General features: G+C 63.5%; 23 protein-coding genes and 1 tRNA gene. 5 read left to right on the forward strand and 19 right to left on the reverse strand.

The window, feature by feature from the left end; all coding sequences use genetic code 11:
• Positions 1–75: 75 nt before the first annotated feature.
• Positions 76–1,524 carry an MFS transporter gene (locus FOY51_RS00180; protein WP_149428202.1) on the reverse strand — a complete coding sequence of 483 codons (1,449 nt, stop codon included), beginning with the start codon at positions 1,522–1,524 and terminating at the stop codon, positions 76–78.
• Positions 1,525–1,627: 103 nt separating this feature from the next.
• Here FOY51_RS00180 and FOY51_RS00185 point away from each other — a divergent pair, with 103 nt between their 5' ends.
• Positions 1,628–2,536 (forward strand): helix-turn-helix transcriptional regulator, encoded by a 909-nt coding sequence (locus FOY51_RS00185; protein ID WP_149428203.1) that lies wholly within the window; start codon positions 1,628–1,630, stop codon positions 2,534–2,536.
• Between the two features lie 117 nt (positions 2,537–2,653).
• Here FOY51_RS00185 and FOY51_RS00190 read toward each other — a convergent pair whose 3' ends face one another.
• Both FOY51_RS00190 and FOY51_RS00195 read right to left on the reverse strand, forming a co-directional pair.
• Positions 2,654–3,070 (reverse strand): DUF2752 domain-containing protein, encoded by a 417-nt coding sequence (locus FOY51_RS00190; RefSeq protein ID WP_235916007.1) that lies wholly within the window; start codon positions 3,068–3,070, stop codon positions 2,654–2,656.
• A gap of 17 nt (positions 3,071–3,087) precedes the next feature.
• Positions 3,088–3,384 carry a trypco2 family protein gene (locus tag FOY51_RS00195; RefSeq protein WP_149428204.1) on the reverse strand — a complete coding sequence of 99 codons (297 nt, stop codon included), beginning with the start codon at positions 3,382–3,384 and terminating at the stop codon, positions 3,088–3,090.
• A gap of 181 nt (positions 3,385–3,565) precedes the next feature.
• On the opposite strand from FOY51_RS00195, the gene FOY51_RS00200 reads away from it, so the two are divergent.
• Positions 3,566–4,135, forward strand: a complete 570-nt coding sequence (locus tag FOY51_RS00200; protein ID WP_149428205.1) for a hypothetical protein — start codon at positions 3,566–3,568, stop codon at positions 4,133–4,135.
• 76 nt (positions 4,136–4,211) lie between these two features.
• The gene (locus FOY51_RS00205) at positions 4,212–4,481 is read left to right on the forward strand and encodes a hypothetical protein (protein WP_149428206.1); all 270 of its coding nucleotides are present in this window, start codon (positions 4,212–4,214) and stop codon (positions 4,479–4,481) included.
• Here FOY51_RS00205 and FOY51_RS00210 read toward each other — a convergent pair.
• Genes FOY51_RS00210 through FOY51_RS00225 form a run of 4 tightly spaced genes read right to left on the reverse strand, consistent with a single transcriptional unit; the run spans position 4,458 to position 7,837 of the window.
• On the reverse strand, positions 4,458–4,928 hold the full coding sequence (locus FOY51_RS00210; RefSeq protein WP_149428207.1) for an SRPBCC family protein: 471 nt from the start codon (positions 4,926–4,928) through the stop codon (positions 4,458–4,460). The genes FOY51_RS00205 and FOY51_RS00210 overlap by 24 nt on opposite strands.
• On the reverse strand, positions 4,925–6,139 hold the full coding sequence (locus tag FOY51_RS00215; protein WP_149428208.1) for a cytochrome P450 family protein: 1,215 nt from the start codon (positions 6,137–6,139) through the stop codon (positions 4,925–4,927). Before FOY51_RS00215 ends, FOY51_RS00210 begins: the two co-directional genes overlap by 4 nt.
• 41 nt (positions 6,140–6,180) lie before the next feature.
• On the reverse strand, positions 6,181–6,786 hold the full coding sequence (locus FOY51_RS00220) for a hypothetical protein (RefSeq protein WP_149428209.1): 606 nt from the start codon (positions 6,784–6,786) through the stop codon (positions 6,181–6,183).
• A gap of 28 nt (positions 6,787–6,814) precedes the next feature.
• Positions 6,815–7,837: a YihY/virulence factor BrkB family protein gene (locus tag FOY51_RS00225; protein WP_149428210.1), complete on the reverse strand. Its 1,023-nt coding sequence runs from the start codon at positions 7,835–7,837 to the stop codon at positions 6,815–6,817.
• Positions 7,838–7,986: 149 nt separating this feature from the next.
• Here FOY51_RS00225 and FOY51_RS00230 point away from each other — a divergent pair, with 149 nt between their 5' ends.
• Positions 7,987–8,505, forward strand: a complete 519-nt coding sequence (locus tag FOY51_RS00230; protein ID WP_149428211.1) for a hypothetical protein — start codon at positions 7,987–7,989, stop codon at positions 8,503–8,505.
• 6 nt (positions 8,506–8,511) lie between these two features.
• Here FOY51_RS00230 and FOY51_RS00235 read toward each other — a convergent pair whose 3' ends face one another.
• The 11 genes from FOY51_RS00235 to FOY51_RS00285 form a co-directional block, all read right to left on the reverse strand.
• Complete coding sequence (locus FOY51_RS00235) at positions 8,512–10,212, reverse strand: AMP-binding protein (protein WP_149428212.1); 1,701 nt, start codon at positions 10,210–10,212, stop codon at positions 8,512–8,514.
• Between the two features lie 46 nt (positions 10,213–10,258).
• Positions 10,259–10,609 (reverse strand): hypothetical protein, encoded by a 351-nt coding sequence (locus FOY51_RS00240; RefSeq protein WP_149428213.1) that lies wholly within the window; start codon positions 10,607–10,609, stop codon positions 10,259–10,261.
• Positions 10,596–11,030, reverse strand: a complete 435-nt coding sequence (locus FOY51_RS00245) for a hypothetical protein (RefSeq protein WP_149428214.1) — start codon at positions 11,028–11,030, stop codon at positions 10,596–10,598. Before FOY51_RS00245 ends, FOY51_RS00240 begins: the two co-directional genes overlap by 14 nt.
• A 182-nt stretch (positions 11,031–11,212) precedes the next feature.
• On the reverse strand, positions 11,213–12,364 hold the full coding sequence (locus tag FOY51_RS00250) for a hypothetical protein (RefSeq protein ID WP_149428215.1): 1,152 nt from the start codon (positions 12,362–12,364) through the stop codon (positions 11,213–11,215).
• Positions 12,364–12,678, reverse strand: coding sequence for a hypothetical protein (locus FOY51_RS00255; protein ID WP_149428216.1), 315 nt, complete (start codon positions 12,676–12,678; stop codon positions 12,364–12,366). The genes FOY51_RS00250 and FOY51_RS00255 overlap by 1 nt, the downstream gene beginning before the upstream one ends.
• Positions 12,675–13,010 (reverse strand): SseB family protein, encoded by a 336-nt coding sequence (locus FOY51_RS00260; protein WP_149428217.1) that lies wholly within the window; start codon positions 13,008–13,010, stop codon positions 12,675–12,677. The genes FOY51_RS00255 and FOY51_RS00260 overlap by 4 nt, the downstream gene beginning before the upstream one ends.
• Positions 13,011–13,073: 63 nt before the next feature.
• A tRNA-Thr gene (locus FOY51_RS00265) sits at positions 13,074–13,149 on the reverse strand.
• 122 nt (positions 13,150–13,271) lie between these two features.
• Positions 13,272–14,468 carry a DNA polymerase III subunit delta' gene (locus tag FOY51_RS00270; RefSeq protein WP_149428218.1) on the reverse strand — a complete coding sequence of 399 codons (1,197 nt, stop codon included), beginning with the start codon at positions 14,466–14,468 and terminating at the stop codon, positions 13,272–13,274.
• A gap of 26 nt (positions 14,469–14,494) precedes the next feature.
• Positions 14,495–17,410: a type I DNA topoisomerase gene (topA, locus tag FOY51_RS00275; RefSeq protein WP_235916008.1), complete on the reverse strand. Its 2,916-nt coding sequence runs from the start codon at positions 17,408–17,410 to the stop codon at positions 14,495–14,497.
• A 143-nt stretch (positions 17,411–17,553) separates the two neighbouring features.
• The gene (locus FOY51_RS00280; protein WP_149428220.1) at positions 17,554–18,138 is read right to left on the reverse strand and encodes a hypothetical protein; all 585 of its coding nucleotides are present in this window, start codon (positions 18,136–18,138) and stop codon (positions 17,554–17,556) included.
• A gap of 169 nt (positions 18,139–18,307) precedes the next feature.
• Positions 18,308–18,511: a cold-shock protein gene (locus tag FOY51_RS00285; protein WP_005248460.1), complete on the reverse strand. Its 204-nt coding sequence runs from the start codon at positions 18,509–18,511 to the stop codon at positions 18,308–18,310.
• 495 nt (positions 18,512–19,006) lie between these two features.
• Between FOY51_RS00285 and FOY51_RS00290 the strand changes: the two genes are divergently transcribed.
• Positions 19,007–21,298 carry a DEAD/DEAH box helicase gene (locus tag FOY51_RS00290; RefSeq protein ID WP_235916082.1) on the forward strand — a complete coding sequence of 764 codons (2,292 nt, stop codon included), beginning with the start codon at positions 19,007–19,009 and terminating at the stop codon, positions 21,296–21,298.
• Positions 21,299–21,337: 39 nt separating this feature from the next.
• Here the strand turns inward: FOY51_RS00290 and FOY51_RS00295 are convergent, their stop codons facing one another.
• Positions 21,338–23,152 (reverse strand): APC family permease, encoded by a 1,815-nt coding sequence (locus FOY51_RS00295; RefSeq protein ID WP_235916083.1) that lies wholly within the window; start codon positions 23,150–23,152, stop codon positions 21,338–21,340.
• Between the last annotated feature and the right edge of the window lie 41 nt (positions 23,153–23,193).

Raw genomic sequence — 23,193 nt, forward strand, 5'->3', positions numbered from 1 at the left:
TCCTTCCCCTCGATGATTCTCTGCGGTGTATGTCGAGCGCCCGAAAGCATTCGTTACCCGGGGTAAAAGCCTAGGCTATGCCGCCCGATGTGTCCTGACGGCACGGTGAGCCAAAAAGGCTGCCACCGCGAGGGTCACGCCCTCCACGATCGCGGTGATCCCGACCGCATATCCCGTCGAATGTCCGCGGTCGACGATGCCGAGGAACAGAGTGCCGAACGAGGCGACACCGACCACCATGCCGAGTTGAACCGAGGTGACCAGAATTCCGCTGGCATCGGCGGCGGCCGTGACAGGCACCGACGACAACGCCCGATTCATCAACGGACTGAATGCAAAGCCGAAACCAAAACCGAAGAATCCGAACACGATCAGCTCGACCGGGCCGAATTGACCACCGCCGCGTAGCAATACGCCCAACACGACCATCGTGATCGCCGCGACGGCCATTCCCAGTCGAATCATGCTGCTGTGCAACCGTTCCGGAATCCGTTCCCAGTTCAAGCTCGCGATCGCGAAGCAGGCTGCGTTCGGAATGAACAGCAGGCCGGCCTGCAGCGGGCTGTTGCCCAACCCGTTCTGCAGGTGAATCGCCATAACGAACAACCAGCCACTGAAGGTACCCATCACCAGGAACATCGTTGCGGCAGTGAGTAACAGCCCAGGCACACGCAAAAGGCGCCCTGGGAAGAGCGGCGCGCCACCGCGGGCGGCAACGCCGCGCTCGACAACGACGAAGGCGCCGAATACTACGACGCTGGCCACGAGCGCAATCCAGCCCCACACCGGCCAGTGCTCGTCGCGGCCCAGCACCAGAGGGAACACGAGCAGCAGCACGGCAGGCGACAGCGTGAGCAAGCCTGCGACGTCGAGCTTGCGCGGTTGCTGCGCAGTGGTGCGCGGCAGGATCCGGAAGGCGAAGACCAAAAGAATGACACCGATCGGGACGTTGACCAAAAAGACTCCGCGCCAACCGGATCCGAACAGGTCAGCGGTCACGATGGCACCGCCGAGAACCTGCCCTACGACGGCACCCCCGGAGATCACCGCCGCGTACGCGCTCAGAGCTCGTGCGCGAGCCGGTCCTGTGAAGGTGCGCTGAATCAGAGTCATCACCTGCGGAACCATCAACGCCGCGCCGATCCCCTGAGCGAAGCGGAACGCGACAAGCACTTCCGTGGTCCATGCCAGTCCGCACGCGAGCGATGCCGCCGTGAAGAGCGCCAGCCCGATCATGAAGACCCGGCGTTGAGAGAGCCGGTCCCCAAGTCGGGCACCGGTCACCAGGAGCACGGCGTACGCGATGACGTAGCCCGCGATCACCAACTGCAGGCCTGCGCCACTAGCATGCAGCGAGGTCTGGATCGATGGAATCGCGACGTTGACGATCGCGGCGTCCAGTACTGCCATGAACTGGCCGGTCAAAATGACGGCGAGCAGAACGCCGGTGCGCTTGCTGCCAGGTTTGTTGTCGGGTACGTCGTTGTCGGGGATCGGTATCGGACGAGCAAGAGTTCGAGTCATGGGACCGAGCGTGCGGCAGATCCGATACGGGTAACAGGAGCCCGTTGAAACTAGTACTGGTGGCACCTGGCACAGGTGCTGTCGATAGGTCACGATGAGTGACATGACGCCAGACGCCGTGGATATCCGCAGGGCCGAGCGCAAAGCGCTCCGCGACGAGCTGAGTGCATTCCTGAAATCGCGCCGTGGACGCATATCGCCGGACGAGGTGGGACTGCCACCGGGTCCGCGTCGGCGCACGCCTGGCCTGCGGCGTGAGGAAGTCGCGCAGCTGTCCGGCATCGGCATCACCTGGTACACGTGGCTGGAGCAGGGCCGATCCATCAATGTCAGCACTCAGGTGCTGGACGCCGTGGCTCGAACATTGCGCCTCGATGCGGCCGAACACGCGCATCTCTATCGGCTCGCCGATGTTCCGACCGTGCCCGCGTCGGGTTGTGAGCAGATTCCCGAGGAGTTGCAGACGATCCTGGATCATCTGGGCGCACTGCCCGCGTGTCTGCTGGGCCCTCGCTACGACGTGCTTCGCTACAACGACGCCTATCAGGCACTGTGCCCGGGCTGCATATCGAGCGGGCGAAACACACTGTGGGAGGTCTTCACCACACCCGGCTGTTGCAACGCATTCGCTCCGCAGCAAGATGACAAGGGCCGAATGGTCGCCTATCTGCGTGGCGCGTACGGCAAGAACGTCGGCGATCCGACCTGGTTGGACTTCATCGGTCGATTGTCTACTGCCAGTCCGGAATTCGCTGCGCTGTGGGAGCGAAACGACGTCGCCGTGCCCATCATGCGCAAGGTCCGAATTCTGCGCAGCCTTGCCGTCGGCGACATCGAGATGTACATCACCAGCCTGACGGTGCCCACTCTCACCAACTCGTGGATACAGATCTTCACGCCCGCCGCCGACGCGGATCGGCGCAAACTCGAAGAGCTGCTGGCGATGTCACACGACGAGCAGCTGGCACCGCTGCTCGCGCACCAGGCGAAATACCACGCCGCCAGCGCCTGAAGCTACTTCTCGTCGTCGGACTTTCGAAACGCCTGCCGCGCAACCGGAATCAACGCGATCAACGCACCGACCAGCACTACGACCGAAAAGATTTGCAGCAACATCGGTTCACCTTTCTTATGCGGGCGCAAGCCAGCTCCCCCACGGGGTGTTTCGGACGATCGTGAAAACGGTGGCTACGACGACCACGACGACTACCGTCCGCGTGCCGATCGAGAGTGGCCGAATGTCGCTGCCCTGCCACCGACGATGCAGCCAGCGCACCCAGACCACCAGCAGTACGGCGAGAAGCGGAACGACGAAAATGTTGCTGGACAACGAGGCCACAACATCTCCGTGAGTCAGGTCGTTGATCGCCCGCATGCCACCGCAGGCCGGACACCACCACCCGGTGATGGCATGGAACGGGCAATACCCGTACGCACCGTCGACGTGCGGATCGCGCACGCGCAGCATCGCTGCCCCCACCAGCCCGATGCCCGCGACGGCGAGCGGCGCGCCGATGTTGCGGCGCGATGCGGTGGTGAGGTTCACCCCATCAACGCTACCGGTCAGCGGCGGTGCCTGGCGCCTTTCAGCTGGGCGGCAGGATCCTTCGGGTGGAGCGTGAACTTGATGCGGTGCGCCGCTTCCGGCAGCGTTTCGCCGAGAGGGTCGATCGACAGCACACCGAATTCGAGGCCCGTATCGCCTGTCGCATTGGTGCGTAGGTCGATTCCGAACTCCACTTCGATCTTGCCGAGTTCGAAGCGCGAAAGCCCATTGGAACCGGATTCCTGAGCATCCGTCAGCTGCGTTTCCAACATTTGCATGGCGTCGGTCAGCTCGATCCACTCGCGATTGCTCATCTACAGCCTTCCTACTCGGGCGTGATGGATGTGGACCTTAATTGAGGATCGCGCTTTCGGCGCGGTGACTGGATCCCGTGCGATGTCCGATAACGCGTCGTTCGTCACTCGAAAGGACAATCGCCCCTTGGGCGTGCAAGCATTGACCGTCGTTCGGTCGGTTTGTTTCGGAAGGGTTGACATGCGTTTGCAGGGCGTGAAATTGGTAGTGGCCGGGCTGGCTGCTGTGACGACGGTCGGGCTGATGGGATGTAGCTCGTCGGATTCCTCGTCCGACTCCGGCACGACCGCGGCGGCAGCCGTCGACACGTCCACGGGCGGCAAGTGCGCGGCCTCGACGCTGCCCAACCTGGAGGAGAGCACCGACCCCGGTGCAAAGGCGGCTGTGGACAACGCGAAGAGCATGAATCTCGATCCGCCGCCCGCCAACGGCGATGCCCAGTTCACGAAGGCCGTCTGCGACCTGGTGTCGCTCTCCGACGATCAGCGCAAGTCGAGCTTCGCGCTGCCCGCGATGGGCCGCGCGTTTTGCTCGTCGATAGCGGCTCAGAAGGATCCGAACGCCGCAGCGGCGATCGAGCGCACGACAGCCCAGCTGAAGGACGGCCTGAAGGCAGCAGGGAAGTCGCTTACCGACGTCTCGCCGGCAAGCCCACCCGGAGCGTCGGTCACCTACCAGCAGGCATTCGACGACAGCGCGGCGGTCAGTAAGGCCGCGTTGAAGTACCAGTGCCCCCAGTTCGACAAGTAGCGGATCATTCGCTGCTGGCGGTAAGTCCTGGTTGGAGGGGTGGCCACAGACCGCTCGGCTGAGTATCCTTGGCCGAGTGGGAGTCGTGGATCGTCTCCAATCAGGCACACCCGAGTACCTGCCGGCGCGCGAACTCAATTTCGGTCACGTCGGCCAGTGGCACGGATCGGCCGAGTACTCCCAGCGCACCCAGCTTGTTGCGATCGAGCTGGATTCCGGGACCGGATCGGACGTCATTTTCGTGCGTGTCCCGGTTCACGCCGCAGGCACGGTCGGCGATTTTCACCCACTCGACGAGGTGTCGCTAGTGCTCCCGGACTTGCTAGGGCTGTTCCCCGACGCGTGATGCCAAGTCGGCCACCTTCTCGATGCTTGCCCGCATCTTCTCCGCCGAGACGCGCGGCAACGTGAACGTCGCCAGGTAGCGCTCGTTGGTTACCTGCGACCAGTCGCATCGCTGCGTGACACGGGTGTCCGTCTCGGTCGGCTCGAGCACCCAGTCCCATCGAATGCCCAGGGGCTCAGCGCCGGCCGCACCCGGAAGCCAGGCGATATGCCGATCGGCGTCGAAGGCCGCGACGTGATTGTCCACCTCGTACGACCTGCCCTGCTCGTCCTTCATGCTCATCGCAAAGATCTGCCCGACCGCCGTGATGACCTCCGGTGCTCGTGCGAGGACAAGCATCCCGGAACCGTCCATCTCAACGTGCTTCGCCGGATTCGCCAGTACCGCAAAGATACTCGCGGCCGACGGCGCTACGTCTGCTGTTACTTGGACGAATTTGTCTGTCATCGCGCCAGCTTCACGGGCAGCGACGTCAGACCGCGAATCAACAGGCTGTGCCGCCACTCCAGATCGTCGGCAGCAGCGTCGAGCGCGATGTCCGGGAATCGAGCAATCAACCGCTCCAACGCGATTCGGCCTTCCAGCCGAGCAAGTGGTGCGCCGACGCAATGGTGGATGCCGTAGCCGAACGCCAGGTGGCTGTTGCGCAGCCGTGTCGGGTCCAACTCTTCGGGGTCGTCGAATCGCTTGGGATCGCGATTTGCACCGCTGAGCGAGACCAGAATCATCTCTCGCCCGCCTATCTCGGTGTCTCCCACTGTGATCGATTCCGTCGTGTACCGCAGCGTCGCAATGTGGACGGGGCCTTCGTGGCGAAGCGACTCTTCGATGAAAGCTGGGATACGTTCCGGATCTTCGCGAAGAGCAGACAGATCCGCCGGATTGTCCAGCAGTGCAATCATCGTGTTGCCGATGAGATTCACCGTCGTTTCGTGGCCTGCAACCAGCAACAGAAACGCCATCGACACCAGTTCGTCGGCTGTGAGCCGATCACCGTTTTCGGTCGCCGCAATCAATTCCGAGAGCAGGTCGTCGCCGGGCGCAGCCGTCCGGCCTTCGATGAGCCCGGTCAGGTATCGGTCGAGGTGATCGCTCGCATCGCGCATATCGGCGGGCCTGCCCACACTGACCACAGCATTGGACCAGTCGCGGAAGTCGTCGCGATCGGCGACCGGAACACCGAGCAGTTCGCAGATCACCGTAATCGGGAGCGGAAAGGCATAGCTGTCGAGCAGGTCGACGGAATCGTGGCGTTCCATGTCATCGAGTAGCCGATCGGCGATTTCGACGATGCGCGGCTCCAACGCCCGGACGGCGCGCGAGGTGAAAGCCTTGTTGACCAGACTCCGGAGTCGCGTGTGTTTCGGTGGGTCCGAATTGAGCATGTGCTCGGTGATGTGGCGGTTGAGGATTTGCCCTGCATCGGTTTGACCGGCGACGATACGTGCTGCAACCCCGGTGTCGGAGTACGCGTCCTTGCGCACGGTCGGGTCGACCAACACCTGCTTGGCGAGTGCGTAATCGGTGATCAACCACCCGACAACGCCGTTCTCGAGTCGCACCTTGTGAACACCACCGTCCGAGCGCACCCGGCGGTAGAACTCGTGTGGATCACGGTAGAAATCCGTGCCGAGTTCGATGATCGTTTCCGTAGCCACTTGCGAATCCCCCAGATCGACCGACTGCAATCCCGACACAGTTAGCGTAGGTCAAGATTCCCGGCCGCGCCCGTACCCCAGTTTCGGGGAGCGGCAAGGTTCGGTAGGCGCAGTTGCCACAGCGGCGTTCCGGGATCCAACAGCCAGTTCCGCATCGCGACCACGCGAATCAACCGCAACGTTCCGCCGATAAGGATCGCGGCCAACGGCAGTTCCGCGAACACGGCGGTCGCGATCGAGACCCAGATGTCGTCGGGCGCCGATGTCATGACATCGAACCAGGCGTCGCACACCAGCAGCACACCTGTCGCAAAACCGGTCAGGATCAGTAACTGCCTGCGCTTCCAGCCCAATATCGCTGTCGTCACCATCAACAGCACGAGCAGCAGGTCGAAGCCGACCCAGGTGAGCGACCAATTGCGAGCTTCGTACGAATTGGGAAGCGTCACAGCGAGAAACACGACCCACGGGGTCAGTAGGATCGACCCGCCGATCATCAGCCCCAACCGAATTCGCCGTACCCACTCCACGAATCCGGCCGAAGGCAGTATCTGATCGAGCGGACGCGCCAATCGCTCCATGAGCACCTTGCGCTCCCCGGGTGTCATCGCAGCGATCTGTTCGTCGGTGAGCAGCTCTTTCGTCATGGCGCGACCGTCCTCGAGTTTGTGCGGCTCAGTCGAGGGTATCGCCGTCGTCATCGTCGTCGTCGGACTTCTTACCGAAGCGCACGCTGACGGTCTCGAACCCTTTGTGCCGTTGGGCCCGAGCGTAATTGCGATATGCGCGCTTGTCGGCGGCGGTGAGCTCGACGTTGTCGGTGAACGGCGTCAACACCGCTCGCGGATACAGATGGCGGGTGAGCACAACGTTGATCTCCATCGCCATTACCGCCATCACCGCGCCGATGAAGATGAAGCCGATCAATCCGAGCACCAATGCGAACGTGCGGGTCATCGTCGCGGAGCCGACCAGCACGCGCGAAACATATTGTGCACCAGCGATCTGCAGCACCTGCCACATCACGGCGAGCGCGAATCCGCCCGGCGCTGTGCGAACCACGCTGTCTCTGCGCGCCGATCCCAGCCGGAACAACACGCTCAGCATGGCGCCGGTGATCAAAATGGTAGCGATGGGAATACCCCACCGCAGAACAGGATTGAGCCAATCCCAGCCCCGGATCGACACTCGGGACAACATCGCGGTGCCGATGGCGGACACCGCCGTCAGCACCAGAAGTGCGAACCCGACCGTCACGAGCAAGATCAGGCTCTTCAACCTCGACAGCAGCGGGTTCGGTCGGCTGTTCCGTGGGACCGACCACGCCACGTGGAGCGTGTTCTGCAGCGCCTGTCCCAGGCCGAGCGCACCGTAGAGCGCAACCGCCACACCGACGATCAGGCCGGAGGTGGAGCCCTGCAAGCCATCCGGTCGGCCGATCTCGTCGCCGATGATCGGGAATCGGCTCAGTACCGAGTCGATGATCTGTTGCTGGAGCTGTGGCCGGCCGCGCAACACGAACCCGAGAATCGACGTGCCGAGCAGCATCAGCGGGAAGATCGACACGAATGCGTAGTACGTCAGCGTGGCGGCAAGGTAGTTGCCCTGATCGTCGAAGTACTTGTAGACCACCGCAAGCGGGAACGACGCAGCCGGATACTTCTGCTGGAAGCGGTCGATGCCGGCTGCGACGTTCATTTGCGAATACGGTATCCCGCCGGTGGCGTTATCCGCTCGACAGTGGGTTCGAGCACCGTAACCGAGTCGTTGCCGCAACGGACGCGGCCCCGTCTCTTCTCGTGCACACTGACAAATCAGACATTGCACTCGACAAAAGGGACATAAGGATGCGATTGATCACGCGCTCGGCCTTTGTTGCCGCAGTTTCGATTCCGCTCGCTCTTACTGCGACCCCGCAGGCATCGGCCTCACAGGCAAGCGATGTCACCTATGCATTTTCGGTCAGCGGGTCGACCGTGAAGAACACGATCACCAACAATTCAGGCTCGGTGATCAGCTGCACAACGTCGCTCGCGCCTGCCCCGGGTGGAGTACTTCCGCCCATCGAGGTGGTCTTCGGTGGCGGTCAAACTCTCTACGACCACAGCGACATCCAGCCGGGGTCTACGACGCAATCCGTCACGGCGGTTCCGGACGGTTCCTATGTGGCGCTGGCGAGTTGCGCTCGCGACCAATCGGACCCGGCAATGTGGGTGTCGGATTACCCCGGTCTCGACACGGTGCTGAAGCTGTTCCCGAATCCCTCTTTCGCCGTTCAGCAGGCATCTCCGGTGGTCACAGTTCCCGGCGCGTCGGCGCCGGCCATACCCGGGCTCCCGGACTTCGGATCCCTCTCCGGTCGCTGACCCCGATCAGCCGGACGCGCGGTCGCCCCTGATTCCGTCGTCGCGGAATTCGGTGGCGATTCGCTCGGTCGCGGCCTCTTCGCGGGCGCGCAGCTCGACCCGTCGAATCTTCCCGGAGATCGTTTTGGGGAGCTCGAAGAACTCGATGCGACGGACGCGCAGGTAGGGCGCGAGGTGCTGGCGAGCATAGGACAGGATCTCGATTGCCGTCTGCTCGTTGGGTTCCCATCCTGCGGCGAGGGCGACGTAGGCCTTCGGCACGGCGAGTCGTGTTTCGTCGGGTGCGGGCACGACGGCTGCCTCTGCCACCGCCGGGTGCTCGATCAGGACGCTCTCCAGCTCGAACGGCGAGATCTTGTAGTCGGATGCTTTGAAGACGTCGTCGGTTCGCCCCACGTAGGTGATGTACCCGTCGCTGTCGCGGGCCGCGACATCACCGGTGTGGTAGTAACCGCCTTCCATCACCCGCTGCGTCTTGGCCTGGTCGTTGACGTAGCCGGTCATCAAATTCGTTGGCGCGGAAGCGAGATCGAGGCAGATCTCGCCCTCGTCGGCCAGTTCGCCGGTCGCCGGGTCGACGATGACGACGGGCACGCCGGGCAGCGGTCGGCCCATCGAGCCCGACTTCAGCGCAGATCCCGGAGTGTTCCCCACCAGCGCCGTGGTCTCGGTCTGCCCGAAGCCGTCGCGGATGGTCAGGCCCCACTCGCGCTGAACGTGTGAGATGACTTCGGGATTGAGCGGCTCACCGGCACCGATGGCCTCGCGAAGCGACCCTGCTCCGCCGCCCAGGTCGGCCTGAATGAGCATGCGCCACACCGTAGGTGGCGCGCAGAAGGTCGTCACGTGGGCGCGACGGATCTGCTGCAGCAGCGCGTTGGCGTCGAATCGCGTGTAGTTGTAGATGAAGATGGTCGCCTCGGCGATCCACGGCGCGAAGAAGCAGCTCCACGCATGCTTCGCCCAACCTGGTGAACTGATGTTGAGGTGCACATCGCCCGGTCGCAGACCCAGAAAGTACGTCGTCGACAGATGGCCCACCGGGTACGAAATCTGTGTGTGTTCGACCAGCTTGGGGCGGCTCGTCGTACCCGAGGTGAAGTAGTAGAGCATCGGATCCGTTGGGGCGGTGACAGTTTCGAACGGTTCAGGTTGGACCGCATACGCCTGTCGGTAGTCGAGCCAACCGTCACTCGCGCCGGAGACGACGATTCGCAGGTAGTCGCCGGCCACGTCGGCGAACTTGTCGGCGTCGGCGGAATTGGCGATGACAGCGCGCGCTCCGCCACGGGCAACGCGATCGGTGAGATCAGCGGGTCCGGCCGCGGTGGTGGTCGGCATCAGCACTGCGCCGATCTTCATGACGGCCAGCATCGACTCCCACAGCTCGACCTGGTTGCCAAGCATGAGCATCACAGCGTCGCCCTGCTTCACCCCGATCTGCAGGAGCCACCGCCCGACCTGATCCGAGCGGTCGGCCATGTCGGCGAAGGAGTACTTCGCCTCCGTCCCATCCTCTTCGACGATCCACAGGGCGGTGTTGGTATTGCCGCGCGCAACAGCGTCGAACCAATCGATCGCCCAATTGAATTGACCGTCGAACTGGGGCCACGCGAAGGTGTCCAGGGCTTTCTCGTAGTCGCCATAGGCGTCGAGGAGGGTGTTGCGGGCGGTGCGGAAGGCTTGATGTGCGGGCGATTGACTCACTGGGTCGCTCCTCGGTTTCGTGATTCGAGCCTATTCCCCCGAAGCGCTAGCGAACCCGGCCGTATCCAACCTGCTCGACACCGGGCTTGCCGATCAGTTTTGAGTAGAGCTCCTCGTACACGGCCTGCGACCCGACACGGATTTTGAATTCGGGTGCCAAAGTCATGCCGCTGGTGATGTCGCCGAAGTCCTTGTTCTTCGGATTCTCGGCAAATTCTTTCGTCGCTTCTTCGCTCGTGAGATCACTTTGAGATGAACGAACGCATCGAGCGGCGACTCTGCTGCGCTGGTGGACGAGTTGGTGGCGGCGAGGGTTCTTGCTCGGAATTTCCGCAGGCGGCGAGCAACAACACCAAGCAAGGCAATGAAGCGAATCGCGCGATTTACGAATGACCAAGGCCCCGGGGAATCTTCAGGAACATCGTTGCCCTGTCCGAAACATCACACTTGCCAGATGCTGCCGAATGCAGGATCCCGTTATAAACGAGATCCCAAAGCGCCTGGTTCTCTTGCAACTCACGAACCGGGACTGCTCTAACCCGAACACCGTGAACGTCAACGAGATCGAGGACACGGCTCGCACCCGCCGCTTTCCATTCGATCGATACCAAATTGTATGTATCGAGCGTCGCCTTGCCGTACTGAAGCCAACTCGCGCCCGCGGCAACCCACATCCGTCGGCCGATCAACAGCAGAAGGCCAACGACGACGACGTACAGGAACCATGCAAACCAATTGTGGATCCATCCGAATCCACCATCGGTGATCGTAAAAAAGGCACCGAAGAGTACTGCGATGGTAAACGGAATCGACTTCATCGTGAACGATGCAGGTTGCGTCCATTCCAGCCTTGTCCCTAACCCAGTGGGGGGTGCCGGCGGGCGGCCACGCGGATCACCAGTGGGCGTAGTCAAGCCCGATCCGCTTTCCAAGCGCGGCGCTTTTGGTGGCCGTGGTCGGCCAGTCGTCCAGTCGGGCATTGGAGGCAAGTCATTGCTTGTCACCATGGGTGCGCCATCCATCGTGTGATGGGTCCCCAATGATCGACGACCTCGCCGACGCCGAAAGCGACTCCTACCCCAGCGGTCACAGCCAAGAATGTCGCAGGCCCGCCCGCAGTACTCGCCAGTATCAACTCGGTCACGGCAGTCCCGGCCGCGTACCCGCCAACATTCTTACCAATCGCCTTTGCGACCTGTCCGCCGTCCTGCGCCTTGTTTAGATCTTCTTCGGTTTGCCATGCGGTCAGTGCCAATCCGACAACTGGCAATTTCGAACCTGCCGCACGTAGCGCCGTTCCCTCTGGGGCGAGGCTACCCGGGTTCCACTCGAGCGGCCTCAACGCCTTCCCGATGAGACCGTCCCCTCCGGCAAGTTTGGTATTCGCCGCAACCACCTTTGCGGCATCATCGGCCTGGCCTTCATAGAAGCGCACCGGACTCAATGCCTTCGACTCCCAGAACGGATCTCCGCTGTCGATGGCTTCCTGCGCGATGGCGCGAAACTTCGCGGCCTTCGCCCTGTTCTCTTCGCCCACCGCAGCCCATTTATCTGATTGACCGATTGCTGTTCCGATCACGCCGGTGGTCTCGCCCAGAACCAAGAACTTGAGTTGGCTCTTTGCATCCTCGACAACGGTGCCAACGACTTTCAGTGCATCAGCCAGCGCGGCATGGGCCTTCTTCTCGATATCGCGTGCAGTGATCGTCGCAAGTAGAGCTTCGTTGTACGCGCGAACTTGGTTGGCGTATCTCACCTCTTGCGGCATCGTCATCGGGCCCAAGATTCGCTGCGGCTCCGCGATCATCTCCGGATTGCACAGGTCGGGTGTCACCGCGAGACCCGCTTCGGCAGCCATGTTCGCCGCTTGACGCATTTGGGCCTTTGCATTGGTCAGACCGTCGCCGAGCGCATCGATGGCCTTGCCTGCTGCTCGGGCTTGGTCCGCCAAACCATCGGCGCCTTTGCTCATCGTGGCAATTCGACCACGAAACTTATTGCCGGCGTCGCCTTCCCACTCGCGCTCGGACTTCGTCTTCGCGTCGGAGATGGCATGTGACCCACCGTCGATTCCAGTCGCGTAAGCGGAAAGACCCGTGCCGCAGGAATAGCAGGACTGCGGATCGCCCGCAACGAACAAGTCGATTGCCATCAGCGCGTCGACCCCCGTGCCGTTCCCTGAATGTTTTGGCCGGCGTCGTCGAGTTGTTGACCATTTCTGTGATCGACGTGGTCGTACTTCGTCAGGGCAGCCTGAACGGTGTCCGCTGCGTTTCCGGTCGAGACAGCAGCGGTCGATGTTGCATCCGCGAGCGACGCCATGAATTCTCCGATCGGGCCGGCGGATACACCTGCGTCGGGCGCAGTCGGTGCCGGAGCGTCCTCGAAACCTTGCGCACCGGTGACCAATGCTCTTGCAACTGCGTTGAGGTCATCGACTTTGATCTTCGTTCCCGGTGTCGTCATCGCCTGCCTCGCTTCGATGGCTCGAGCCACGAATGTGGAAGTTGATCCCCAGGTTCCGGTTCCTCGATCAGTTCGACAATCGGGGACGGTTCTGGTTTCGGTGGATTGATCAGCACAATTTCGTAGTCGGTGGCGACCTGGACCTGCGTCATACCGCGTTGATCGAGCGCGACCCAGGGTTGCCGCTGCCCGAGAGCTCGGACCAGGGTATCCAGCGACGTGTACGCGGGAAGCGCTCGCTGGCCGTCGGCAAGGGTGCGAATCTCGACCAGCAAGTTGCCGGAATCGTCACGCGCGCGCGTCGGAACGAATACGACGTCTTCCTCGTCCATCAGCCCTCCCCCGAGGCCTTGCAGCAGCACTCACCTGGTGTCCAAGGTGAGCGATGCTAGTTGTGGAGCCGCCTAAGAGAATCGAACTCTTGACCTTTTCATTACGAGTGAAATGCTCTACCGACTGAGCTAAGGCGGCGTGCCTTACGGCGCAGGCGAGTCTAACGCGTGACCCCTCCGGATGCGAAAACGACCTCATGAGCGAATGCGCCTTCGGTTCGATCTAACCGAACGAAAGGTACATTCACCCAGTTGAGCGGGCTAACGTGCACCGGTGGTCGCAAGGGTTGCGACCATGGCAGCTACTGCGAATTTGGGTTTGACGTTGATTGCGAGCGCTTCGCGGCAGTCGAGGATTGCCTCCACACAGCGCAGTAAGCCCTCCGGACCGGCATTGTCGGCGAGCCGGGCAACCTCGTCGGCCATGTCGGGATGGGTCGGCGTCACCATCGAGCCGAACGAGTGGGCCAGGGCGTCGCGGTAGAGGCCCGCGAGGTCGATCAGGGCCCTATCCAGCGAGTCGCGACCGGTTCGGGTGGCACGGGACTTCTGCCGCTTCTCCAGATCCTTCAACGCCCCTGCTGAGCCACGCAGTGCACCGGCCGCACCCTTTCCCGTCCCGCCTGCACCGAGCGCCGTCCGCAACTCCTCGGTTTCCCGCTCGTCGCGGGCCGCGCTCATCTCCTTGGCTTCGGCCTCGGCAGCCTTGACCAACTCTTCCGCCGATTCGTACGCCGCCGCAGGCTTCGACGCCGCCGCTGCCAGTCCCAGGGCCCGCTTGCGACGCGCCCGCGCCTCGTCATCGGTCGCCAACCGTCGAGCGCGACCGACGTGACCGCCGCTGATCGAGGCTGCCCAATGCGCACGATCCGGTTCCAGCCCGTCCCGCTCACGCAGCACCTGGGCAATCGCATCGACGGACGGCGTCACCAAATGCATATGGCGACAACGAGATCGCAGCGTCACCGAGATGTCTTCCGGATCCACCGACGGCGCACACAGCAAAAACACCGTTCGATCCGGCGGCTCTTCGACGGCCTTCAGTAGCGCGTTGCCCGCCTGCTCGCTGAGCCGATCGGCATCCTCGATCACGACGATCTGCCAACGTCCCGTGCTCGGCTTCCGGGCAGCGGTCTGCACGATCGCGCGCATGTCGTCGACGCCGATGCTCAACCCTTCGGGAATGACGCGACGCACGTCGCCGTGCGTGCCCGCCATCGTCGTGGTGCAGGCATGGCAGTTACCGCAACCCGGCGTGCCCTCGTCCGTGCATTGCAACGCCGCCGCAAAGGCCAACGCCGCCACCGACCGACCGGACCCGGGCGGACCGGTAAACAGCCACGAGTGCGTCATCGCCGATCCGGCGTCGGCCCGACCGCGACGGGCCGCGACGGCGGCAGCCGTCAACTCGGATTCGACGGCGTCCTGGCCGACAAGTCGATCGAATACTCCCGCCACGGCGTCAACCTTAGCGACGGGCTCCGTCACGCCTTCTTCGCAGCAGCCTTCTTCGCGGGCGCCTTCTTGGTTGCCGTGGTTTTCGAGGCAGTCTTCTTCGCCGCCGTCTTCTTGGCGGGCGCACGCTTGGTGGCCTTCTTCTTCACCGGGCCACGAGCACGACGATCGGCAAGCAGCTCAGACGCACGATCGTCGGTGATGGACTCCACCTCGTCGCCCTTGCGCAGGCTGGCGTTGGTTTCGCCATCGGTGACATACGGACCGAACCGACCGTCCTTGATCACCATCGGCTTGCCCGAGTTCGCGTCATTGCCGAGTTCACGCAACGCCGCGGTGGCAGCAGACTGCCTGCCACGACGCTTCGGCTCCGCATAGATCTTCAGCGCGTCCTCGAGCGATACCGTGAAGAGCTGCTCCTCGTTCTCGAGCGAACGAGAGTCGGTGCCCTTCTTCAGGTATGGGCCGTAGCGGCCGTTCTGCGCGGTGATCTCTTCCTTGGATTCCGGGTCCTCGCCGAGGATGCGGGGCAACGACAGCAGCTTGAGAGCATCCTCGAGCGTGATCGTCGCCAGATCCATCGACTTCAGCAGCGAGCCGGTGCGCGGCTTGGGGCCGGCCGCCTTCTTCGCTGCCTTCTTGGCCTTTTTCGCGGGAGCCTTCGTCGCGACCGAGCCCTCCCCTGAGGAAACAGGCACGATGTCCGGCTCGGGTTCGGGTTCCGGCTCGGGCAGGATCTCCGTGACGTAGGGGCCGAAACGTCCTTCCTTCGCGACGATTTCGTTTCCGGTCACCGGATCCGCGCCGAGCTTGCGCCCCTCTTGCGGTGTGGAGAACAGCTTTTCGGCGTAGTCGACGGTCAGCTCGTCGGGCGGCAGATCGTCGGGCAGGTTCGCACGCTGGGAGATGAATTCGGCATCAGGAACTGGATTTTCGACGGGATTCTGCACCATCCGCTCCAGGTACGGCCCGAACCGACCGACCCGGACGACGATGTCGCGCCCCTGATCGTCCTTGAACAACCTGATCGAGTTGATCTCGCGGGCATCGATTTCTTCGAGCCGCTCCCCCACCATCTTCTTCAGTCCACCCGAGCTGGCGACCGAACCTTCGGCACCGTCGGTTCCACCGAAGTAGAAGCTGCTCAACCAGTTTCCGCGTTGCTGGCGGCCGCCGGCGATTGCGTCGAGGTCGTCTTCCATGGCGGCGGTGAAGTCGAAATCGACCAACCGGCCGAAATGCACTTCCAGCAAACCGATCACAGCGAACGCCACCCACGACGGCACCAGCGCACTGCCGCGTTTGTAGACGTATCCGCGATCGAGAATGGTCTTGATGATCGACGAATACGTCGACGGTCGCCCGATTCCCATCTCTTCGAGAATCTTGATCAGCGACGCTTCCGTATATCGCGCAGGCGGATTCGTCGTATGTCCGTCGGGCGACAGCTCGGCCGCGGTGACGGCCTGACCCTCGGTGAGCACGGGCAAGCGCGACTCGGCATCGTCGGACTGACCGCCCGCCTCTTCGTCGACACTCTCCACGTACGCCTTGAGGAAACCGGCGAACGTGATGGTACGACCCGACGCGGAGAACGTGCATTCCTCGCCGGTGGCAGCGGTTCCCGTGATCCGCAACGTCAACGTCGTACCGCGTGCATCCGCCATCTGCGATGCGACGGTGCGCTGCCAAATCAGTTCGTACAAACGGAATTCGTCGTTGTCGAGCGATGAATGCAGCTGCCCCGGAGTCTGGAACACGTCACCCGAGGGTCGAATCGCCTCGTGTGCCTCCTGTGCGTTCTTCACCTTGCGGGTGTACTGCCGCGGCGAATCATGCACGTACTCAGGGCCGTACAGCTCGGTGGCCTGCGCCCGAGCGGCATTGATCGCCGACTGCGACAGCGTGGTCGAGTCGGTACGCATGTAGGTGATGTAGCCGTTTTCGTAGAGCCGCTGCGCAATTCGCATCGTGCGCTCGGAGGTGAACCGAAGCTTGCGGCCCGCTTCCTGCTGCAGCGTCGACGTCATGAACGGCGGGTACGGCTTGCGGGTGTACGGCTTGGACTCGGCGGACGACACGGTCAGATCGACGCCGTCCAGCGATGTCGCGAGGGCGCGCGCACGAGTCTCGTCGAGCACGGCCACACTCGTGGACTTGAGCTGACCGTCCGGACCGAAGTCACGACCGGCGGCGACGCGCGAGCCGTCGACGCTGACCAGGCGCGCACCGAAGGTACGCGGCGACGCCTCCGCACCGGCGTCGAGCTTGGCGGAGATGTCCCAGTACTCGGCGGACCGGAATGCCATGCGCTCCCGCTCGCGCTGCACGATCACGCGGGTGGCGACGGACTGCACGCGGCCCGCGGAGAGCCGCGGCATGACCTTCTTCCACAGCACCGGGCTGACTTCGTAGCCGTAGAGCCGGTCGAGGATGCGCCGGGTCTCCTGCGCATCGACCAGATCCTGGTCGAGTTCGCGGGTGTCCTCGGCCGCCGCCAGGATCGCGGGCTTGGTGATCTCGTGGAAGACCATCCGGCGGACCGGAACCTTGGGGTTCAGCACCTCGAGCAGGTGCCACGCGATGGCTTCGCCCTCGCGGTCGGGGTCGGTGGCGAGGAAGAGTTCGTCGGCGTCCTTGAGCAGGCTCTTGAGCTCGGTGACCTTCGACTTCTTGTCGGGGCTGACCACGTAGAGAGCGTTGAAGTCGTGGTCGACGTCGACGCCGAGTCGCGCCCAGGACTCACCTTTGTACTTGGCGGGAACGTCGGCAGCGCCGCGCGGAAGGTCACGGATGTGCCCGACCGAGGCCTCTACCGTGTAGTCCTTGCCGAGGTAGGGCGCGATCTTGCGGGCCTTGGTCGGCGACTCGACGATCACGAGGCGACGCGGGTTTCGTCCCGTCGCGGACGTATCCCCTGACGCTGTCTTGTCTCGTGTGGCCACCTGTGCCGTGCCTTTCCTTTGTGCTCCGTGTGCACCTCCAGGGTGCATCACGTGCCGGTGTCGACCCGTCGTTACCGAGTCGAATTACGTACAGAATCCCACACCGTACGCGCATACTCGCAGTTCAGTACCTTTACGCCCCGTCAGAACGTCGGCCAATGCACCTCGGGATCGATGTCCGCCGGGGGTTCGCCGATGTTTTCGGCGAGCCGGGTCAGGCGTCGGCGACCGACGATTCGCAGTCCCGGACTGTTGCCCCGCGTGCCGATCAGGGTGGGCGCTATTCCGGCCCGGATCAGGGATTCTGCGAGTGCGGAGTACGTGTCCGATGCGTGCGGATCGAGGCCGAGGACAAAACGTTCGCCGTCGTTCTCGCCGTATCCGGCGGCAAGGGCCCAGATCCGCAACTCTCGCGGTCCGGGTACCCAACCCCGCGGCGCTGCCTTGACTGCACCCTTTGTCCATTGTGACGCGAGTGGGGCCAGCGCAAGGACGGCGTCCGTGCGGACGAGCGGATGCCCTTCTTCGGAGCGGGCGATCTCGGCCGTCAGTCCGCATTCTTCGATCGCCGCCGCAACAGCACGGGCGCGCCACTGCGCGTCGACCACCGCCGAAATGCGTGCCCGCCCCGCTGAGGTGACCACCTGGCCGGGCCCCGCAAGCAGTCCACTGAGATCGGTGACCGCCGGCGGCACCGATTCTGCAGAGAAGAAGGACAGCTGACCCACACTCGGACACTAATGTCACGACGTCGGTTGTGCTGGCAGGGACACGAACACAGGTGCCCAGAAACGGACTCGTCCCCCACCCCCGTCGAAACGGAGATGGGGGACGGGCAGGGCGGATTCTATGAATCGGACCCTTGAGTTTGTCCGTTCGCTAGAAGCGGACTGTCAATCAGACCGCGCGAACGCCGGTGGCCTGCGGGCCCTTGGTGCCCTGGCCGACCTCGAACTCGACGCGCTGGTTCTCCTCGAGGGTGCGGAAGCCGCTGCCCTGGATCTCGGAGTAGTGGACGAAGACGTCAGCTGAGCCGTCCTCCGGAGCGATGAAGCCGAAGCCCTTCTCCGCGTTGAACCACTTCACGGTTCCCTGTGCCATGCTTTTCCTTCTCTTTCTTACCGGAATCGGTGGACAGCACTTACTAGTCCACCGGGCCCGTTCCGACCGTTGTACTTCTTGATTTCCCCCAGGAAAGCACCAAGCACACCGCCCGCAACAACGATCCTGCGAAGCGCTTGCACATGAAGAGCCTACGAACACAGAAGCTTGCGACCAAGGCCCAGTCAACCATGAGTTCGGCGAGTGCGACAGTCGAGACGCCAACAATTAAACAAATAGTTGATCATGCGTATGCGCAGGTGAGGGGCTATGCCAAGAAAACTGAACATGCGGTCTGTTTGCTGACTGATAACCAGAGAATCGTCCAGCAAAAAGTGTGTGACGCGAGTCTCCGTATAGCATCGGAGCAGCTCGACTTCCGATGATCGGAGGTCTTCGAGCACATCGACAACCCCCGTTTCGGAGCATCGAGTGACCACGCCGTCCCGATCGACCCCGTCCGACGGCCACGGCACCCTCACCTATGGTCGGTCGTTGCTCAACCGCGTCTTGGTCGGGACACCGGCCAACGAAGATCCGTTGACGCACTACGCCGAGCTTCCCGCGCGTGCGGCACGCTTCGCCGATTGGCCGCAGTGGGCCCATCCGGCCGCTGTCCGGGCGCTCGACGAGGCAGGAGTGCGGCGGCCGTGGACCCATCAGGCCGAGGCTGCGTCGATCGCGGCGTCCGGACGCAACGTGGTGGTGTCGACGGGTACGGCGTCGGGCAAGTCGTTGGGCTATCAACTTCCGATTCTGACGGCGCTGGCCGTACATCCACGGGCAACCGCTCTGTATCTCGCCCCGACCAAGGCGTTGGGCGCAGATCAGCTGCGCTCCGCGCAAGAGCTCACCGACAGCGAGAACGACCTCCGCGCGATCTACCCCTGTTCCTACGACGGTGACACCCCGACCGAGGTTCGCCAGTGGGCACGGGCGAACGCGCGCTGGATCTTCACCAATCCGGACATGCTGCACGTCGGGATTCTGCGCGGCCACGAACGCTGGGCGCCGTTCCTGCGCAACCTGCGTTACGTCGTGATCGACGAATGCCATTACTACCGCGGTGTCTTCGGATCCAACGTTGCGCTGGTAGTGCGGCGGCTGCGCAGGTTGTGCGCCCGATACGGAGCCGATCCGGTGTTCGTGCTTGCCAGCGCGACGACGTCGGAGCCGGGAGCGGCCGCGAGTCGGCTGATCGGGGCGCCGTGCGAGGAGGTGGTCGACGACGGATCGCCGCACGGTCCGCGCACGGTCGCCCTGTGGGAGCCGCCGCTGCTGCAGCACGTGACCGGCGAGAACGGCGCGCCGATTCGACGATCCGCCGGTTCGGAGGCGTCGCGGATCATGGCCGATCTGGTGGTCGAGGGCGCGCGGACGGTGACCTTCGTCCGATCACGACGCGGCGCCGAGCTGACCGCTCTGGGCACGCAGCGCCTGCTCGCCGAGGTGGACCCCGACCTACCCGAACGTGTCGCCGCCTACCGGGCCGGATATCTGGCCGAGGATCGCCGCGAGCTGGAGGCCGCACTGGCCGACGGCACGCTGCTGGGCGCGGCGACGACCAACGCGCTGGAGCTGGGTGTCGACATCGCCGGGCTCGACGCCGTTGTGGTGGCGGGCTTTCCGGGCACGGTCGCGTCGTTCTGGCAGCAGGCGGGCCGGTCGGGCCGCCGCGGCGAGGGGTCACTGGTGTTGCTGGTGGCGCGCGACGATCCGCTCGACACCTATCTGGTGCACCACCCGGCCGCGCTGCTCGACAAGCCGGTCGAGGCGACCGTCACCGACCCCACCAATCCCTATGTATTGGGACCGCAACTGCTCTGCGCCGCAATGGAACTGCCGCTTTCTGATGACGAAGTACGTGCATTCGGCGCGTGGGACGTGCTGACCGAGTTGGCCGAGCATGGACTGATTCGGCGACGCGGGCACGGCTGGTTCGTCGGCGCGGAGACCAATCCGCATGCGGCACTGAACATTCGCGGCGGGATCGGGATGCAGGTCGCGATAGTCGACGGCGGTTCCGGTCGCATGCTGGGGACGTCGGATGCGGCGAAAGCGCCGTCGACCGTTTATCCGGGGGCGGTCCACATTCACCAAGGCGAGTCGTTCGTGGTGGACGAGCTGGACCTCGACGACGGAATTGCGTTGGTGCACCCGGAGAATCCGGACTGGACCACGTCGGCTCGGGAAGTCACCGACATCGTCATCGAGGACTGGTTGGAGCAGAGCACGTTCGGTGAGGTCACCGTCGGGCTGGTTCGCGTCGAGGTGAGCAACCAGGTGATCGGCTACCTACGGAAGCTGCATTCCGGCGAGATCGTCGATGCGGTCGATCTGGACATGCCGGTGCAGCGGCTCGACACCCGAGCAGTCGTGTATACCGTGACACCGGAACTGCTTATGCGGGCGGGGATTCCGCCGGATCGCTTCCCAGGCTCGCTGCATGCGGCAGAGCACGCCGCGATCGGTCTGCTGCCGTTGGTGGCCACCTGCGACCGGTGGGACATCGGCGGGGTCTCCACCGCGCTGCATCGCGACACCGGTTTGCCGACGGTCTTCGTCTACGACGGACACCAGGGTGGCGCGGGGTTCGCCGATCGTGGACATGCGGAGATCGTGCGCTGGCTCGACGCGACGCGCGAGGCGATCGATTCGTGTGAATGCACGGCAGGTTGCCCGTCGTGCGTCCAATCACCCAAGTGCGGCAACGGAAATCATCCGCTGGACAAGGACGGCGCCGTTCTGCTCTTGACGGCGGTACTGCTGGAGCTGCGCTCCCCGTGAGTGAAGTTGGGTGTTGGAACACCCAACTTCACGCACGGTTCAGCTGTCCACGTGGACGTGGGGGCGGCGGGTGATGTCCGGTTCGGCTCGACGCAGCACCTCGCGGGTGACCGGCGCTACCTCGCCCTCGCCGATGAAGAGGAACCGGAGCAGGTTCATCAACGGATTGCCCTCTGTCCATTCGAAATAGACGTGCGGGTTCTTGCCGGTGATGTCGCGAATCTTGAGCAGAATGGCAGCGATCGAGTTGGGGATCGCGGCACTGTCCACCCACAGAATGCGGTAGCCGTCGCGCTCGCGGCCGTGCACGTGCAGCTCGGTCCCGAACTCGCTGGCGTCCTTGATGTTCACCTCGAGAAACACGATCGGTTCGGCGCCGGGGATGCGGCTCTCGCGACGCTGCTCGGCTTCCTTGTCGCGGTACTCGTCGGTGTCGAGGCGGTCGACGTCGTGCGTCACGATCCGCACCGCACCGTGCTTCGCCGATTCGTCGATCAGCCGCATCGCCGTCTCGTCGAAATCGACTTCGATGGCCCGCAATTCGAAGGCGCGCGCCACCCGCGACGCGAACGAGACCGCGAGAATGCTCAGGATGAAAAGCGCCGCAACCTGCACACCCTCGGGTCGTTCGAAGACGTTCGCGATGGTCGTATAGAAGAAGATCGCAGCGACGATGCCGAAGCCGATTGCCTTCTTCCGCTCTCTGTGTCGGGCAGCAGACAGGGTGACGGCGACTGCCGCGGACGTGATCAACACCAGCACGCCGGTCGCGTATGCGGCGCCCTGCGAATCGACGTCGGCCTTGAAGTACCAGGTGATACCGAACGCGATCACGGCGAACACCAACACCAGCGGTCGGACGGCGCGCGCCCACTCCGGCGCCATGCCGTACCGCGGTAGGTAACGGGGCACCAGGTTCAGCAGTCCCGCCATCGCCGAGGCACCTGCGAACCAGAGGATGGCGATGGTGCTGACGTCGTAGACGGTGCCGAAGGCGTTGCCCAGGTAGTCGTGCGCGAGGTAGGCGAGCGCGCGGCCGTTGGCTTTGCCGCCCGACTGGAATTCCTTCTCGGGAATCAGCACGGTGGTGATGAAGCTGGTCGCGATGAGGAAACAGCTCATGATCAGTGCCGACGTGGTGAGCAACTTGCGCGCACCGAGAATGCGTCCGGTCGGCTTCGCGTAGGTATCGGTTGCATCACCTTCGATCTGCGGCATCACGGCGACGCCGGTCTCGAATCCGGACAGCCCCAGCGCCAGCTTGGGAAACACGATCAGCGAGACGCCGATCATCGCCCAGATGTTGCCGTGCTGCGCCGTCATGGCGCCGGTCCAGTCGGTGATCAGCGACGACGCGGTGATCACGTGCCACAGCCCGACGATCACCACCGCCAGGTTCAGCGCCAGAAACACGCCGACCAGCGTCACCGCGATGCCGATCGCTTCGGTGAAGCCCTTCAGGAAGATCGCGGCGAGCAGTGCCAGCAGGACCAGGGTGATCAACAGGTTGTGATCGTGCAGCCAGCTCGGCGTGAACGGGTTCTCCACCAGGTGGGCCGCGCCGTCGGCCGCAGACAGCGTCATCGTGATGATGAAGTCGGTGGCAGCGAAACCGAGCAGCACCAAGACGAACAGCTTGCCGCCCCACCGCGGAAGGAACTTCGCGAGCATTGCGATGGAACCCTCGCCACGCGGGCTCTCCCTCGCCACCCGTCGATAGACGGGCAATGCACCGAACAACGTCAACGCCACCAACACCACCGTGGCCATCGGCGACAGCACGCCCGCGGCCAGAGCGGCAATGCCCGGCTGGTAACCGAGGGTGGAGAAGTAGTCGACACCCGTCAGGCACATCACCCGCCACCAGGAATGGGTTGCTTCCTCCTCGTGCTGCG

The sequence above is a fragment of the Antrihabitans cavernicola genome (genome assembly GCF_008297975.1).
GTDB lineage: Bacteria > Actinomycetota > Actinomycetes > Mycobacteriales > Mycobacteriaceae > Antrihabitans > Antrihabitans cavernicola.